Annotated in this window: 16 protein-coding genes, 2 tRNA genes and 1 rRNA gene; 15 read left to right on the top strand and 4 right to left on the bottom strand. The window is 40.8% G+C overall.

Annotation, left to right across the window (positions count from 1 at the left end; genetic code table 11):
- From BUA79_RS11110 to BUA79_RS11095, 4 genes are all read right to left on the bottom strand, one after another.
- The gene (locus BUA79_RS11110; protein WP_073994496.1) at window positions 1-2,517 is read right to left on the bottom strand and encodes an ABC transporter permease; all 2,517 of its coding nucleotides are present in this window, start codon (window positions 2,515-2,517) and stop codon (window positions 1-3) included.
- Entirely contained in the window at window positions 2,507-3,202 is a 696-nt protein-coding gene (locus BUA79_RS11105; protein WP_073994495.1) for an ABC transporter ATP-binding protein, read from the bottom strand. Before BUA79_RS11105 ends, BUA79_RS11110 begins: the two co-directional genes overlap by 11 nt.
- A 94-nt stretch (window positions 3,203-3,296) precedes the next feature.
- The gene (locus BUA79_RS11100) at window positions 3,297-4,355 is read right to left on the bottom strand and encodes a sensor histidine kinase (RefSeq protein WP_207647345.1); all 1,059 of its coding nucleotides are present in this window, start codon (window positions 4,353-4,355) and stop codon (window positions 3,297-3,299) included.
- Between the two features lie 139 nt (window positions 4,356-4,494).
- Window positions 4,495-5,208 (bottom strand): response regulator transcription factor, encoded by a 714-nt coding sequence (locus tag BUA79_RS11095; protein ID WP_073994493.1) that lies wholly within the window; start codon window positions 5,206-5,208, stop codon window positions 4,495-4,497.
- Window positions 5,209-5,434: 226 nt separating this feature from the next.
- Here BUA79_RS11095 and BUA79_RS11090 point away from each other — a divergent pair, with 226 nt between their 5' ends.
- The 15 genes from BUA79_RS11090 to BUA79_RS11015 form a co-directional block, all read left to right on the top strand.
- Complete coding sequence (locus BUA79_RS11090; protein ID WP_073994492.1) at window positions 5,435-5,887, top strand: hypothetical protein; 453 nt, start codon at window positions 5,435-5,437, stop codon at window positions 5,885-5,887.
- A gap of 1 nt (window position 5,888) precedes the next feature.
- Complete coding sequence (locus BUA79_RS11085) at window positions 5,889-6,602, top strand: hypothetical protein (protein ID WP_073994491.1); 714 nt, start codon at window positions 5,889-5,891, stop codon at window positions 6,600-6,602.
- A gap of 9 nt (window positions 6,603-6,611) precedes the next feature.
- Window positions 6,612-7,433, top strand: coding sequence for a hypothetical protein (locus tag BUA79_RS11080; protein WP_143147914.1), 822 nt, complete (start codon window positions 6,612-6,614; stop codon window positions 7,431-7,433).
- A 749-nt stretch (window positions 7,434-8,182) separates the two neighbouring features.
- On the top strand, window positions 8,183-9,025 hold the full coding sequence (locus BUA79_RS11070) for a hypothetical protein (protein WP_073994488.1): 843 nt from the start codon (window positions 8,183-8,185) through the stop codon (window positions 9,023-9,025).
- 13 nt (window positions 9,026-9,038) lie between these two features.
- Window positions 9,039-9,698 carry an ATP-binding cassette domain-containing protein gene (locus tag BUA79_RS11065; protein WP_073994487.1) on the top strand — a complete coding sequence of 220 codons (660 nt, stop codon included), beginning with the start codon at window positions 9,039-9,041 and terminating at the stop codon, window positions 9,696-9,698.
- Window positions 9,695-10,279 (top strand): DUF5028 domain-containing protein, encoded by a 585-nt coding sequence (locus BUA79_RS11060; protein WP_073994486.1) that lies wholly within the window; start codon window positions 9,695-9,697, stop codon window positions 10,277-10,279. The genes BUA79_RS11065 and BUA79_RS11060 overlap by 4 nt, the downstream gene beginning before the upstream one ends.
- A 265-nt stretch (window positions 10,280-10,544) precedes the next feature.
- Entirely contained in the window at window positions 10,545-10,976 is a 432-nt protein-coding gene (tsaE, locus tag BUA79_RS11055; protein WP_073994485.1) for a tRNA (adenosine(37)-N6)-threonylcarbamoyltransferase complex ATPase subunit type 1 TsaE, read from the top strand.
- A gap of 1 nt (window position 10,977) precedes the next feature.
- Complete coding sequence (tsaB, locus tag BUA79_RS11050) at window positions 10,978-11,691, top strand: tRNA (adenosine(37)-N6)-threonylcarbamoyltransferase complex dimerization subunit type 1 TsaB (RefSeq protein ID WP_073994484.1); 714 nt, start codon at window positions 10,978-10,980, stop codon at window positions 11,689-11,691.
- On the top strand, window positions 11,663-12,100 hold the full coding sequence (gene rimI, locus BUA79_RS11045; RefSeq protein WP_242941695.1) for a ribosomal protein S18-alanine N-acetyltransferase: 438 nt from the start codon (window positions 11,663-11,665) through the stop codon (window positions 12,098-12,100). The genes tsaB and rimI overlap by 29 nt, the downstream gene beginning before the upstream one ends.
- 29 nt (window positions 12,101-12,129) lie before the next feature.
- Complete coding sequence (locus tag BUA79_RS11040) at window positions 12,130-13,038, top strand: ribonuclease Z (protein ID WP_073994483.1); 909 nt, start codon at window positions 12,130-12,132, stop codon at window positions 13,036-13,038.
- A 2-nt stretch (window positions 13,039-13,040) separates the two neighbouring features.
- Complete coding sequence (gene tsaD / locus BUA79_RS11035; protein ID WP_073994482.1) at window positions 13,041-14,069, top strand: tRNA (adenosine(37)-N6)-threonylcarbamoyltransferase complex transferase subunit TsaD; 1,029 nt, start codon at window positions 13,041-13,043, stop codon at window positions 14,067-14,069.
- A 23-nt stretch (window positions 14,070-14,092) separates the two neighbouring features.
- On the top strand, window positions 14,093-14,815 hold the full coding sequence (gene ispD / locus BUA79_RS11030) for a 2-C-methyl-D-erythritol 4-phosphate cytidylyltransferase (RefSeq protein ID WP_073994481.1): 723 nt from the start codon (window positions 14,093-14,095) through the stop codon (window positions 14,813-14,815).
- Between the two features lie 140 nt (window positions 14,816-14,955).
- A tRNA-Ser gene (locus tag BUA79_RS11025) sits at window positions 14,956-15,041 on the top strand.
- A gap of 42 nt (window positions 15,042-15,083) precedes the next feature.
- Window positions 15,084-15,172, top strand: a tRNA-Ser gene (locus BUA79_RS11020).
- A gap of 288 nt (window positions 15,173-15,460) precedes the next feature.
- Window positions 15,461-15,599: ribosomal RNA gene (locus tag BUA79_RS11015) — 16S ribosomal RNA — on the top strand; the annotation flags it as partial.

Raw genomic sequence — 15,599 nt, 5'->3', positions numbered from 1 at the left:
TCATGTTATATGTCGACAGTCAGGAATAAAAAGTATTAGAAAGTTCAAAAAGAGCATTCCAGCAAAAAGAATAACAATAAATTGCCATTCCATAAGATGTATGTAACGAACAAATATATCCAGCAAAAACCTTGATGTATCTGGCTTTATATAATCGGCATATGTAAGTAGTTCTCTTCCTTCCTGAACAAAAAGGGATGCAAACAATACGAAAGCTGCAATACCACATCCAATCAGACTGTTAAAGAATGCATTTTGGACCATGTTTTTCAGCATAGTAAGTTTTGACAATCCAAGTTTATGCAAAAGCTGATATCTTTCCGCTTTCTGTTTTTCATGTAATGAATATATGCCAAATCGTATGATTGTTGTGACCAATAAAACAGACGTACTTAAAACTAACGAAAGGATCAGTTGCAGCAAAAGATTCTGCGACTGTTCAGAACGCACCTCACGATTATTATTAAAATATAATCCGGTTTGGATTTTTGATAGTTCGACATCCGTTTGATACGGAATTGTCGTAGTGTCATTGTACACCAGCACATAAGCATAATTGCAGGATCCAAGCATCTGGCGGTATGCATCCAGACTGCAGATTAGGCTGTAGGGACGCATTGGATTATAAGAAAAAGGTGTTTTTTTATCAAATGAGCGAATAATGCCGGCAATTTTGAGATCTTTCATGTCACCATTCACGTTTACCCGAACAAAGTCCCCCACGGCAATTTGATCTTCAAATATTAGCTTCGTTCCGGGCATTGCAATTTTAGAATCTTCCTGAACAAGAAGACTGCCATCTTTCTGCTTGTAATAGTTCGGGATATATAAAATAATTTCATTCTCTGCAAGCCCCTCGTCAAGAAAACCGGAATCGATTTCGTTTACATAGATCGGTAGAAGGTTATCTGATACCCCGATGAATGATCCAGAGACCGGTGTATCCGGCAGCTCCTTGACGTCTTCCAACAAATATTCATGAACCACTTCCGCATACTGTGTATCATATGCAGAGGTAAATGAAAGTCCATAATAATCTGAAACAGAAACAGTCTGAACCTCTTTGACCCCATAAGCTAGTTTGACCTGCTCAAGTGATTCTTCGGACATTGTAGCCATTGGCGGATTATTAGAAGCAAGAATTCCAAAGGAATAATCTTCTGGATAATTACTTTGATATTGCGAGTAGATACTGTAGCTATCCCATGTCTGGTATGACAAAATATATATGAAGACTGCGGCGATAAATGTAAGCGATATCGAAAAAAGCCTCTGCCTGAGGTCGGCTGTATTAAAAACGGAGAATAAATTATTGATACGCAATTTTTTCCTGTGCTTCCGAGGTTTTTTGAAAACCGCCTGTTGCCCGGGTGCCCCACGAAGTGGAATCCGGAACAAGGCAATCAATCCAAGAACAAGAGAAATCGCGAGTCCGCCATATAGGATCATTATCATTCGTAAAATGTGTAGGGCATCAAAATAACAAGCAACTGGTCCAGTAAAAACATGGCTGATCAGTAGGAACACCGGATATGGAAGTACCAGTCCGGAGAGGATACCCAAACCAGAGGATACAAATACGACCTTGGCCTTTTCTCTGAAAAAAGTTTGAATGATCTGGGGTTTCGTGGCACCAAGTATCCGCATCATGATAAAACTATTATAACGCTGCCTGATATCAGAATTCATCAGAATTAGGACAAAAAGTAAGCCGGACAGCATAATTACTGTCTGTTGAAGCATAGAATTCAGGGCAGGTTCGTTTTGTTCAGAATACTGCAAATATGTAAACTCATTCTTTGTAAAATAGCCTTGGTTAAGGCAGAGGGTTGAAAGGGAATCCACGTCTGCGGCAAATTCCGGTTCAATCTCCGAAAATGTATAGAGCTCGGTATTCTGCCATTCATCAAAGAACTTCGGATAAACAAAAAAGGATGCGAGCCAATGTCCATCACTTTTCCAAAAGGATGAGTAATTCTTTACAACTCCGCACAACTTAAAAATGTGGGTACGGCTAATGTTCTCGCCGTTATCATCTTCATGGGAAATAGTGATGGCAATCTGTTGTCCGAGTTCATAGGAATAGCCCATACGATTCAGAGCAGATGCTTCTATTGCTATTTCATTCTCTGCACTTGGAAATCTGCCGTCCAATAACTTAATGTTACCGGTTTCAATGAGACTGTCCTCTGCATAGCCGGCAGCACCAAGAATATTGGTTTCACCGTCAGGTGTCTGATTCAAGACATAACCACAAAGTTTCATATATCCGGCTGATTTAACGGTTGCATGGTTTTTGAGTGACCGGTACACTTCTTCATCAGTATCATAAACAGCTATGTGCCATGAACCATATGTCAATTTACGCTGCTCTTCTAATGTTCGTTTATAGCTGTCGGTGTAAATAATCGAAGATAATCCAAATAGAAATATCAGAAAAAGGATAATGGATATGCCCACATTGGGAGATTGCAACCCCTTCAGCCTAGTATTTCTGACCTGCTTTTTACTCTTCATGGGCATCTCCGGATATATCTGAAATAATGCGGCCGTCCTCCAGCGTGACGATGCGATCGGCAGTGCGGGCGATTTCCAGGTCATGTGTTACGAGGAGAATCGTCTGATTAAACATTCTGCACGAATAGTGCAGTAGATCCATAAGCTCATATCCACTTCTTTTATCCAGGTTTCCGGTCGGCTCATCAGCTAAAATAATTTCCGGCTTACAGGACAGGGCGCGTGCTACGGCAACACGTTGCTGTTCTCCTCCGGAAAGTTCAGCCGGGTACTTATGAATCATTGACTCCAGAGCAAGTTTATCAAGTACCTTCTTAATAAAGCATTTGTCGGGATACCGGTGGTCCAGATAGGATGGAAGACAAATATTCTCGTACACAGTAAGCTCCGGAAGCAGATTGAAAAACTGGAAGATATATCCGATATGCCTCCGACGAAATTTGGAGCGGTCATTGTCATTTAATTTATAGGGATTTATATCGCCTATTTTTATTTCTCCTGAAGTGGGGGGCTCCAGACCACCAATTATATTAAGGAGGGTCGTTTTCCCGGAGCCGCTTCGTCCGATAATAGAGGTAAAACTTTGTGATTTTATGACAAGGTTCAAATCATTCAAAGCATTTACCTTTGGACCACGTTCCCCAAAAGTTTTACTTAAGTTGGATATTTTCAATATTTCATTCATACATATCAACCTTTACACTTTCGGCAGTTTTTTTGCTTAGCTGTATCCTGATTATATACATTCAGTCTTACATAAACGTGACTTAATAGTAGTATTAACTGTATATTGTCTCGGGGTTCAGCTGTGGAAAAGACAGACGAAATTCCACGCCTGCTTCCTGCCGGTTGCTTGCTGTAATTGTACCAAAATGTAATTTCATAGCCTGTTGTGCTATGGACAGACCGAGTCCGCTTCCCTCAAGATTTATTCGATTTATGGAGGAATACCGTTCGAAAATCTTTTTTTCTAAACCTTCTTTCAGACCAAGACCACAGTCTCTGATTACAATTTGGTTCATGCTCCCAAGGAGTCCAAAGGTAATATTGATTGCTCCCTTTTCGGAATGCTCGATACAGTTTTTAAGGATATTTCCAAGAATTTCTTCCATCCAGAAAATATCACAATACCAGAGAATATCTTTTTCTCCGCACTCAGTTATCTCGAGCTGCTTTTTCTTTGCGACAATGTCCAGGTTGTTAATAACGGTTTCAATAAGATTAACAGCGGGTATATACTCAAACTGCATTTTTTGTTTATTGCAGTCAAATCGTCCAAGCTGAAGAAAATCCTGAATCAGTGCCGCCATTTTGTCAGTCTGTGCGAGACAAACAATTAACCGTTCCTCTATGTCTGGATGATGAATGCACAAACGTTCACATGTTGCACCGATTACGGCGAGAGGAGTTTTCAATTGATGCGAAATATTCTCCATATACTCCATGATCCGAGCGGTGTCTTCGTCGTGAATCACCTTTTGGCGGTTAAGCTGTTTTTTTAATGAGCTGATCGACATGATAACTGTCGGAGGAATATATTTGAAAATATATTCCTCCGACCATTCTGAAAGGGGGCCATTCGTCCAGTCAACGACTTCCTGCACTTCTCTGGAATAAGCGTTGTTTCGCCGTAAACGAATTAACAAATATAAGATGACAAGAAGAAGAAAAAGAAACGCAAAGAAGGCAGTTCCACTAAAAAAATGTCTCACAAAAAGCTGAAAACTGCTGCTTTCATAACCTGCCTGCTTCAAAGAAGCAACACCATCCAGGTACGCATTCGGAGAAGAAGCAGACATGATGCGATTAATCGAATCATTCATGTCTTTTGATTCCATTTGTTCTGAAAATATGCCAATCGTAATAATATTCTGCCGGATACTTTGATTTAACAAAAACAAAATGTAACATAACACTAAAATGACGGCGAGAATAATCGTCATCGTTAACGCAGTATGGTATTGATTTTTCGTTTTCTTAAATTGTGTTTTCATGGCATTTCCCCACAACCATAAAATTCCATCGGTATCCGATTCCTTTTATTGTTTCAATATATGACTTGTCGCAGTACAGCCCAAGCTTTTTGCGGAGGCGTGACACATGCACAGAGAGGGTATTATCATCAATAAATTGTCCTCTCACATCCCAAATCCTGTCAAGCAGAAGTTCTCTTGGCATAATCTGTCCATCGCTTTTGGCCAAGACAACACATAACTCGTATTCCGTATTACTGATTGACAATACTTCTCCGTTACAGGAAATAGTACGGTGCAGGATATCGATAAGAAGTTCACCACTGAGCAGACTTTTTAATTCCTGCCTGTCATCCCATTTTTTTCTTCTGAGTTGAGAAGTGATACGAGAGTGCAGAATTCTAAGAGAGCAGGGTTTTGTAACATAATCATCCGCACCGACTTCTAAGCCGTTTACTATATTATCTTCGCTGTCACAAGCTGTTAACATGATAATAGGATTATGGAACCATGCTCTGAAAGTTTTACATAGTTCAAAGCCAGAGCAATCCGGCAGACCAATGTCGAGAAGGCAAAGGTCATAATGATTCGAACCGATTAAGTGCGTTGCAGCCTTTCCGTTTTCTGCCCAATCCACGGAATAATTATTTTCTTTAAGAAAGGAAGCCAGTTCCATTGCTAATGCATTGTCATCCTCCACTAATAAAATTGATATCATAACAAATCACGTCCTCTCCAAATGTGCAGTTTTTTAATTTTATATATAATCATGATTTTATGTCACGTTAATGTAAGATGCTTATGATAAAATCAAAAGAGTCTATGGCAATTATCCCCCTTATTCAGGGGCTTTCCCCAGGATGATTCAGTAATATGATAGCATGTAACCCGGAATTCTGCCATGGTAATAAATTCAAGCATATTTATAGGAAGGTGGATTTATCATGAAAGCAATACTTGCTTTGCTTTTGTTTTGTTTTTTGATTACATTTGGCGGTGCATGGTTTGGAATACCATTATTTAATCTGATTTTTTCTGGAAATATTCAGGAGCAGGGATTATGTACTTTGTATTGGGGAATTATATTGTTAGCTGGCCTGATGGTTCTTTGCACCAATTTAGTCTTGAAAGAATTTAAAAAACCGCAAAGTGATGTATCCCTTTCGTGTATTCAGGAAGGATATTCACTTATAAGAGTCAGATTATTGGATGATTGGGATCTTAAGACAGTATACTACTATATTAAACAAGGCGAGCAAGTAGATGTGGGTTTGGTCTGCAAGGCTGAATATGAAGGGGAACAACAGAGAGTAGAGGTTATCGAAATCAATGTTGACCCACAGGAGGTGTTACGGGATCTTTATGCGGGAAGGACATTTGTTGAACAGGGGAGATGACATGAAGAGTAGCAACATAAAAATCGCCGTCCTTGTTGTGCTTATTAATTCAACATTGATTTGTGGCTGCAGTAATGAAACATTAGACGGAAGTACAATCAATAAGGAATTAAATTTTGAATTAATTACAGAATCAACAGCTGAATCCATAAAAGAAGAGACTCCTTCGGAAGTAATCGATAATGATGAAAAAATACCTAAAAAAGGGTATGTTATTAATAACTCGAATATATACAGCCCAAACGAGGAGATAAATATTGATGGTATAGTCTTTAGCAATATCGAAATTTCGGCTACGAAAGCCATCCCTTCAGGTATTAGTAAGGAGGAGATCATCAATTTTGGTGAAAAAACGGATGAGTATGGGAGCCTGGTAGAAAAGCAGACCTATGCATTTGTAGATTTGACTATATCAAATACCACGCAGGATTATATAGATTTGTATCTTAGCGGTGGTTATTTAGGGGTATTGAATTCCGAAAATGAAATATCCGATTCATCCGTAGAATTGAGGTATCGCAGTAATTACTTTTCGGATGATCCATATCGGAAAGACTACTATTTATACAGAATGGGACCAGATGAAAGCAAAACCATAAAACTAGGCTATATAGTAAGCGATCAATTGCTTAATTCGGAAAATCTGAATTTCATTATCAATAAAGATGGATTTGGACCTGGATATGATCAATTAAAAGCATTTAAGTTAAGATAGGTGAAAATGATGATTAGGACATTACAATTTGAATTGAACAGGGCATTAAAAAATCGTAGTTTTTCAGTATCTTTATTAATTGGATTGGGTATCTCGATTTCGCACGTTGTATTGAGCGTTATTCCTTCTGTTGCGCAATTGGACAACTACCTGCTTGGCAAGGGTGAATATCCCGTGTCCGTTTTCAATAAATGGATTGGAGGTGAAGCCTATTCCTTTCAGCCCGAATTATATTTTGTATTATTGCCGATATTATGCTGTATCCCATATGTAGATAGCCTGTTCGTTGACAGAAAGACTGGATATACAAAAAACATATATATCAGAACGAAGAAAGGTTATTACTATGCTTCAAAATTATTGGCAGTATTTATATCAGCCGGACTAGTAATAACGATTCCATTAGTACTTAATTTAATCCTGGCCGCAGCCTTCCTGCCATCCATAATACCGGAATCAAGTTCCATGACTTTTCCTCTGTTTGAAGCCAGCATGTGGAGCGAAATTTTTTATGCCCAACCATATCTTTATATTTGCCTGTATATCCTTGTAATATTCTTGTTTTCAGGATTAATATCAGTTATTGGTTTGACTGTGGCTTTTTTTGTGAAAACCAGATTTGTTGCGCTGGTAATTCCCTTTATGGGATACATCCTGCTTGATTTTGTGTGTGCTTATACATTTTTGTACAAATTCTCCCCTAAAATATTTTTGAGACCAAATCAACCGTCACCTGCAGATTTTAAAGTGATCGCGACTGAATTTATTGTATTTGCTTTAATAACAGCTGTTATTTACTATGTTAAATGGAAAAATGATGAAGCCTATTAAATTTGTATTTAGAGAATATATTGGTTTTTTGAAGGAAAATTATCTGAAATTGATACTTGTTTCGGTATTGATGTTTCTTGTTGTATTCATTTTTACGGAGTACATTTTCAGCTATATAATCGGCTCCGCCGAAGTTTCTTTAGCCGATTATTATTTAATCAGCTCATATCCTTACATAACCACTATTTGTATAATTCCCATATCAATGTTCATGATGTTGTTTCAAAACAAAACCTGTTTATCGTCAAATGAAATTATCAGACTGAAGAGCAAAAGCAGGGTTTGGACGTTGCATGCGTTATCTGCAATGAATGTCTCCTTAACGTCAGCGGTTATTTATTTCTTCATCGTATATATTTGGGGAAGCCTATCCACACAAAAAAACGTGGATTTTGAGAGCAGCCACAGTATTTTCGCCTATTTTAATGATGGTAATACGATTGAAAACCCAAGTATAATATACATCTGCTTCGTGGCTTTTCTTTTTGTATTCTTGACGTTATTATTTGCAAATTTGTTTGTCGCTCTGACTAACTGGCTGATCAATAATAGGATTCTTAGCAATCTGTTCTGTTACATGGTAATATTTATTTCATCATTTAAAAGCAATCTCTTATTCACCAGCAGTATGAGTATCGTCTATGACAGATGGTATCCATATGAAAATTTTTCGTTTTATTATTGCATCGTCTGGATACTGATTTTCTTTATTGCTGGATACGTATTTTCTGGCAGGAAGGAATTTTTTTATGAAAAATAATGTTATGTTAAAACTCGTATTATATGATTTCAAAATGGGATTCCTCTCTAATAGATTTAAATATTTTGTGGTATGCATTTTTTTTGCCTTCATCAGCTTCATGTTTTATAGAGAGGCAAGTATTAAGGATACAGTTCTTGACTTTGGACCGGGATCCGTAACCGACTGTTTGATATATATATTCAAAGGAATGAAAGTCTACACGTCATCGCCCTTGAATGATTTTGAGCTGCCTTTAGCATGGCTAATAATGCAGTCACTACTCTGCATATTGATATCTTTTTACCCAGCAGGTGATGTGAATTCATATGGTTCGCAGATATTGGTTAAATCAGGAAGTAAAACCCGATGGTGGTTATCAAAATGTGTATGGACAATATGCACCGTAAATGTTTATTATTTACTGGGCTATATTTCCGTATATATTGTATCGACGATTCTTGGCCATGCATCATTTGGGGTGAATGAGATTTTGAACATGGATATGAATGGAATGAAATTTGATAGTGTTGATAACCTTGAATTGCTGATGGCATTAATTGTTCTTCCGGTTACATCTTCGTTAGCAATATCCATGGTTCAAAATGTTCTATCATTCATATTGAACCCTACTATGAGTATAGTATTAATATTCTGCGGTCTTGTGATTTCAGCATATTATTATTCTCCCATATCTATTGGAAATCATTCCATGCTTCTAAGGAATGGATTATTCTATGATTATGGGTTCAATATGGCCAAGGGTCTGATAAGCAATATCATCATAATCTTTCTGGCGGCATTGTTTGGCAGTATTTTGTTCAATCGGTATGAAGTAATAAAGAAGATTTAGCCTGGAGGTATTTATGTTAATTGAAATAAGAAATTTCACAAAAATAATCAAGGGAACTAATGTGCTGAGCGAAGTATCCGTTCAATTCAAGGGCGGTAGAACCTACGGATTGGAAGGGAAGAATGGCTCTGGAAAAACAATGTTAATGAGAGCCATTAGCGGCCTGATAAGGCCGACAATGGGTGCGGTTGTCATAGATGGTGCTGTTATCGGGAAAGACATTTCATTTCCTGACAGCATAGGTCTGTTGATTGAAAATCCATCCTTCATTTCTAAGTACACGGGGTGGAAAAACCTATCAATATTAGCCGCCATTCAAAACAATATTTCCGCAGAGGACGTCCGGGATAGTCTATACAGTGTCGGGCTTGATCCGGATGATAAAAGAACTTATAAAAAATATTCATTAGGCATGAAGCATAGGTTAGGCATTGCATGCGCATTTATGGAAAATCCGGACATAATTCTGCTTGATGAACCGTTTAACGCACTTGATGAGAGTGGAGTAGTGATGGTGAAGGATTTGATCATGAAAGCAAAAAACAGGGGTGCTGTTATAATTATGGCCTGTCATGATAAAGATGAAATGACGCTTATAGCTGACGAAGTATATAGTATAAGAGATGGTAAAATCGACAGTCATGTAGTTCTTGAAAAAGGAGGAACTATATGAATGTACGTTTGAAGAAAATCATCTTTATATCCGCAGCTTTTATTTTGGCAATTTCGATTGGTATAAAAGTTTATACAATCAATTCCAAATATCCTCAGCCTGAAATAGTTGAGTATAATCAGGGCAGACTTATTAAGGGTGGAGAACTGACAATCAGAGTCGCCAGAAGCAGAATAATGGAACTTAGCCCCGACTACAATCAGAACGTAACGGATCCAAAAGGTGTTTCAGTCAATAAGAATGATATAAAGGTGCTGCTGTTGGATATTGATATTGTAAACACGAGCGATGAAGATAAACAGATGTCAATGATAAATTTTGTGGCTCAATCCCAGGCCTGGTCGAATGGATGGGATATGGATTTGTACTCGATATTAAACAATACAGAGTATACTAATATCAGTATAGAGGCAAATCAATCGGAGACGATACAATTACCCTTTCTAATGTACCGGCATCAGTTCAAAGAAAAAAGCTGGAACGACATTGGCAAACGACAGTTTGACCTGATTTTAACCTCGTATCCTGTGAAAAATATTGTAAAGCTGAAGGTTGAAAAAAGCAAAACAGAAGCCGGATAACATGAAATAATTGGTTCCGTGGTTCGTGTTTCTTCCTGAAACAGCCACAAAACAGTAGCCAAAAAATAATCAAGTATTTGCTGCCAGTAATAACCTCCAAGCAAATATATAGAAACGAAATACTAATCCACAAAAACAACAGTTTAACGTGTGTTACAGAGAAGGAGAGAGGATAATGGTGTTAATCTGAGTATATATAACATTTGACAGTTAACCGAAATATCGTTAATATAGAAAAAACAGACGGATAGGATGAAGGAGATTCATGATAATCGAAACTTTTTCGGAAGAGGAAACGGGACGGGTAGCGTTTGAACTCGCAAAAAAGGCTGTACCGGGCGATGTGTACTGCCTGGATGGAGACCTGGGAGTCGGAAAGACTGCTTTTTCAAAAGGGTTTGCCCGGGGACTTGGAATAACGGGCCCCGTTTCTAGTCCGACCTTTACAATTATACAGGAATATGAAGAAGGCAGGATGCCCTTCTATCACTTTGATGTGTACCGCATAGCTGATGTTGATGAGATGTATGAGATCGGTTATGAGGACTATTTTTATGGAGAAGGCGTATGCCTTATCGAGTGGGCCTCTGTAATAGAAGAGATTATTCCGGATTCTGCCTGTCGTATTCTGATAGAAAAAGATCTTGAAAAGGGTTTTGACTACAGAAAAATCACAATGGAAAATTGCAGGGAATAATATGAAGATATTGGCGATAGACAGCTCATCCCTCGTGGCATCGGTTGCCGTTGCAGAGGACGATGTGCTGATAGCGGAATATACCGTAAACTTTAAGAAGACACATTCACAGACGCTACTCCCCATGATTGAGGAGATAACTTCCATGATCCAGCTGAAGCTGGAGACCATTGATGCCATAGCCGTTTCGGGCGGTCCGGGTTCTTTTACCGGACTCCGGATCGGGAGCGCGACGGCAAAGGGCCTGGGACTGGCTCTCGACAGGCCCCTGATCCACGTACCTACACTGGCGGCTCTGGCATACAATCTGTATGGAACGGAAAAACTGATCTGTCCCATCATGGACGCCAGAAGGCAGCAGGTCTATACCGGCATATATACATTTGAAAAGGGAGTATTTACCACTGTCCGTGATCAAGAGGCGCTATTGGTATCAGAACTTGCCGATATACTTAATGAAATAGGCAGGGAAGTAATCTTTCTGGGGGACGGTGTTCCAGCCTATAAAGAGGAGCTGGACGCCCTGGTCACAACGGGCCACAGCTATGCCCCCCTTAACGTTAACCGCCAGAGGGCAGCATCCGTTGCGGCCCTTGGAAAGCTTTATTATGAACGGGGAGAAACAGTCTCGTCGGATGAACATATACCGGAGTACATAAGGATTTCCCAGGCAGAAAGAGGATTGCGTGACAGTAAGGAAAATGACAACAGATGATATCCCGGAGGTCGCACAGATAGAAAAACAGTGCTTCCACCAGCCCTGGTCGGCAGAAGAAATTCTGCGAACATACCAGAGTGTAACCAGCCTTTTTACAGTGGCAGAGGAGGGACGGAAAGTCGTCGGTTACGTGGGGATGTACCTGGTGCCGGATGAGGGATATATCATAAATGTGGCGGTATCTCCCCTGTTCAGGAAAAAAGGGGTCGCAACCCAGCTGATTGCACAGATATTGGAAGATGCCAAAGAAGAAGGGGTTCAAAATGTCAGCCTGGAAGTGAGAAAAAGCAACCAGGAGGCAATCCGGCTTTATGAAAAGATTGGATTCGAATCCGTAGGAATAAGGAAGAACTTTTATGAGCTTCCTCCCGAGGACGCAATAATAATGTGGAAATATGGTATATAGGAATAAACGGGAAATGGACAGGAGATAAGATGTTAGATGTGTGTCTGCTCGGCACCGGGGGAATGATGCCGCTGCCAAACAGGTGGCTTACGTCCCTGATGTTAAAGTATAATGGAAAAAATATATTAATAGATTGTGGAGAGGGAACGCAGATTGCGCTCAAGGAGAAAGGCTGGACCTTTAAGCCTATTGAGACCATCTGCTTTACGCATTTTCATGCGGATCATATCAGCGGACTTGCAGGGATGCTCCTTACGATGGGAAATGCGCAAAGGACGGAACAGCTTACGATTGTAGGACCGAAAGGCGTGGAATATGTGGTGAACTCCCTGCGGGTTATCGCTCCGGAGCTGCCGTTTCCCATCCGGTTCATCGAACTGACCCAGAAAACGGAAATGCTGGATTTCGACGGATATTCCATTGAGGCCTTCAAAGTCAACCACAATGTGGTTTGTTACGGATACTCATTTCACATACGTAGAAATGGGATGTTTCAGGTTGAAAAGGCTATGGAGCTTGATCTGCCCAGGATGTATTGGCACAAACTGCAAAAAGGGGAGACGATCAGCTACGATGAAAGAATATATACACCGGAAATGGTAATGGGCCCTGAGCGTAAGGGAATAAAAGTCACATACTGCACGGATACAAGGCCTGTCAAAATTATTTCAGAATGCGCAAAAGGCGCAGATCTGTTCATATGTGAAGGCATGTATGGAGAGAAGGATAAGGATGATAAGGCTAGAGAGTTTAAGCATATGACCTTCTATGAGGCAGCAGCCCTGGCGAAAGAGGCAAATGTGGAAGAACTCTGGCTGACCCATTACAGCCCGTCCCTTCTGAGGCCTGAAGAATATATGGATGCGGTCAGGGAGATTTTTCCGAAGGCAAAAGCCGGGAAAGATCTTAAATCAACAGTCATTAACTTTGAGGATTAGATATGAAGAGAGAAATTGATATCGATATATTGGCAATTGAAACCTCCTGCGACGAGACGGCAGCGGCAGTCGTAAGAAATGGAAGAACCGTGCTGTCCAATGTGATATATTCTCAGATTGACATCCATGCCCTGTACGGAGGAGTGGTTCCGGAGATTGCATCACGTAAGCATATGGAGAAAATAAACCAGATTATTCGAAAAGCATTATCCGATGCAGGGACCAGTCTGGAGGATATCGACGCCATCGCGGTGACGTACGGCCCAGGCCTCGTAGGAGCCCTTCTTGTGGGAGTGGCTGAAGCGAAGGCTATTGCCTTCGCCACTGGAAAGCCGTTGGTCGGAGTCCATCATATAGAAGGCCATATAGCTGCGAATTACATAGAAAATCCGGAACTGGAACCCCCTTTTATATGTCTGGTGGTATCTGGAGGACATACGCATCTTGTTGTTGTGCGTGATTACGACAGGTTTGAAGTAATCGGAAGGACACGCGATGACGCGGCCGGGGAAGCATTCGATAAAGTGGCAAGGACCATAGGGCTGGGATACCCGGGCGGGCCGAAAATAGAAAAGCTTGCCAGAGAGGGAAATGGCAGTGCAATTCCTTTTCCACGCGCATCCATAGATGGAGCCCCCTATGACTTCAGCTTCAGCGGGCTGAAATCCTCGGTGCTGAATTATGTCAATTCATGTAATATGAAGGGAATAGAATTCAACAGGGCTGATGTAGCTGCCTCTTTTCAGAATGCAGTGATTGAACCATTGCTCAGCAGGGCTATATCCGCCGCAAAAGAGTATGGAATGGACAGCCTGGCACTGGCAGGCGGTGTTTCCGCCAATAACGCAATACGGGAAGCTTTCGCGAAAGAATGCGAAGAGAACGGAATCCGGTTTTATGCCCCCTCCCTTATAATGAGCACGGATAATGCGGCCATGATCGGAACGGCAGCATACTACGAGTATATTAAAGGAAGAAGGGACGGCAATGACCTGAATGCTGTTCCTGGTCTGAAGCTGGAGTCCAGGTAAAAAAGGAAATGGGAGGAGCAGATATGAAGGATGTGGCATTAGTGCTGGCAGCAGGATCCGGAACCAGGATGCAGTCGGAAACCAAGAAGCAGTTTATTGTTCTGGACCAAAAACCCATCCTGTATTATTCCCTGAAGGCATTTGAGGAGAGCGGCGTAGAGAAAATAGTTATTGTCACATCAAAAGAAGATATCGATTACTGCCGGAAAGGGATTGTGGAGCGCTATCATTTTAGTAAAGTGACAGAAATCGTCGAGGGAGGCGCACAGCGGTTCCATTCCGTATATCGTGGTCTGAAAGCTGTGGGAGACTGCGACAACGTTCTGATACATGATGCGGCGAGACCAATGATTACAACCGAATTGATAGAAGATATCCGAAGCGCCCTGAGGGAGCATAAAGCTGTGATAACGGCGGTTCCGGTCAAGGACACTATTAAATCATCAGATCCGGACGGATTTGTTACAGGCACGCCAGACAGGAAAGCACTCTGGCAGGTGCAGACACCGCAGGCGTTCCGCTTCGACCTTATCAAGGCTGCCTATGGTTACGTTATAAGGGAAGGGATGGAAGACGTAACGGATGACGGTATGGCCCTGGAACGATATACCCACGGATCAGAGCGTATAAAACTGCTGGAAGGGTCCTATGAAAACATCAAGGTGACCACGCCGGAAGACCTACTTATTGCGACCGTTTTTCTTGGAAAAAGGGACAAAAATCAGGTTGACACAAAATATAAATGATGATAGAATAATGCTTACCATTAAGGGAAAAACTTGAAGTGATTTAAAGAAAAAAAGCCTTATGAACAGGCTTTTATATTTTCTCAAAAATTGCCTTGACAAAATCCAAAGGTCATTATAAAATGGTCAAGCGCTAACGAGGAGAGGTGTCCGAGTGGTTTAAGGAGCCGGTCTTGAAAACCGGTGACTCCGTAAGGGGCCGTGGGTTCGAATCCCACCTTCTCCGCTCATAAAACCAATACGTTTTGTGTGTTTCAGCTGATATCGAGGAGAAGTACCCAAGCGGCTGAAGGGGCTCCCCTGGAAAGGGAGTAGGTCGTTAATAGCGGCGCGAGGGTTCAAATCCCTCCTTCTCCGTTTGGTCTTCTGTGATTCAAAAGGCCGAATGAAAAAAGTTAAAAAACATCTTGACAGAATAAAACGAGATGTGATAATATATCTGAGCTGAACAACAGCAAAGATATAGCAAAAAACAAAAAGAACATTGATAACTAAACAGTATAACCATCCCTGAAAATTTCAAAAGACAAACAAAAATTTTCAGCGAACATCGCCAGCGGAGGAGTCCGTTGGCGGTATCCAAAACAGAAACAGTAATAAAAAAACGGATGAATCAGCCATAGTTGATTCTGAAGGGAAAAAACTTTTAACGAGAGTTTGATCCTGGCTCAGGATGAACGCTGGCGGCGTGCTTAACACATGCAAGTCGAACGAAGCATGCAGGACGGAGTTTTTCGGAACGAAGGAATGCATGACTTAGTGGCGGACGGGTGAGTAACGCGTG

The sequence above is a fragment of the Parasporobacterium paucivorans DSM 15970 genome (assembly GCF_900141895.1).
Taxonomy (GTDB): Bacteria; Bacillota; Clostridia; order Lachnospirales; family Lachnospiraceae; genus Parasporobacterium; species Parasporobacterium paucivorans.
Note: the sequence above shows the minus strand (reverse complement) of the source record. Positions and strands in the feature narration are given on the sequence as shown.

What these genes read in the sequence shown, in the direction of transcription:
- BUA79_RS11110 (WP_073994496.1), bottom strand. Translation starts at nt 2,517, where the DNA reads ATGAAGAGTAAAAAGCAGGTCAGAAATACTAGGCTGAAGGGGTTGCAA.
- BUA79_RS11105 (WP_073994495.1), bottom strand. Translation starts at nt 3,202, where the DNA reads ATGAATGAAATATTGAAAATATCCAACTTAAGTAAAACTTTTGGGGAA.
- BUA79_RS11100 (WP_207647345.1), bottom strand. Translation starts at nt 4,355, where the DNA reads ATGGAATCAAAAGACATGAATGATTCGATTAATCGCATCATGTCTGCT.
- BUA79_RS11095 (WP_073994493.1), bottom strand. Translation starts at nt 5,208, where the DNA reads ATGATATCAATTTTATTAGTGGAGGATGACAATGCATTAGCAATGGAA.
- BUA79_RS11090 (WP_073994492.1), top strand. Translation starts at nt 5,435, where the DNA reads ATGAAAGCAATACTTGCTTTGCTTTTGTTTTGTTTTTTGATTACATTT.
- BUA79_RS11085 (WP_073994491.1), top strand. Translation starts at nt 5,889, where the DNA reads ATGAAGAGTAGCAACATAAAAATCGCCGTCCTTGTTGTGCTTATTAAT.
- BUA79_RS11080 (WP_143147914.1), top strand. Translation starts at nt 6,612, where the DNA reads ATGATTAGGACATTACAATTTGAATTGAACAGGGCATTAAAAAATCGT.
- BUA79_RS11070 (WP_073994488.1), top strand. Translation starts at nt 8,183, where the DNA reads ATGAAAAATAATGTTATGTTAAAACTCGTATTATATGATTTCAAAATG.
- BUA79_RS11065 (WP_073994487.1), top strand. Translation starts at nt 9,039, where the DNA reads ATGTTAATTGAAATAAGAAATTTCACAAAAATAATCAAGGGAACTAAT.
- BUA79_RS11060 (WP_073994486.1), top strand. Translation starts at nt 9,695, where the DNA reads ATGAATGTACGTTTGAAGAAAATCATCTTTATATCCGCAGCTTTTATT.
- tsaE (WP_073994485.1), top strand. Translation starts at nt 10,545, where the DNA reads ATGATAATCGAAACTTTTTCGGAAGAGGAAACGGGACGGGTAGCGTTT.
- tsaB (WP_073994484.1), top strand. Translation starts at nt 10,978, where the DNA reads ATGAAGATATTGGCGATAGACAGCTCATCCCTCGTGGCATCGGTTGCC.
- BUA79_RS11040 (WP_073994483.1), top strand. Translation starts at nt 12,130, where the DNA reads ATGTTAGATGTGTGTCTGCTCGGCACCGGGGGAATGATGCCGCTGCCA.
- tsaD (WP_073994482.1), top strand. Translation starts at nt 13,041, where the DNA reads ATGAAGAGAGAAATTGATATCGATATATTGGCAATTGAAACCTCCTGC.
- ispD (WP_073994481.1), top strand. Translation starts at nt 14,093, where the DNA reads ATGAAGGATGTGGCATTAGTGCTGGCAGCAGGATCCGGAACCAGGATG.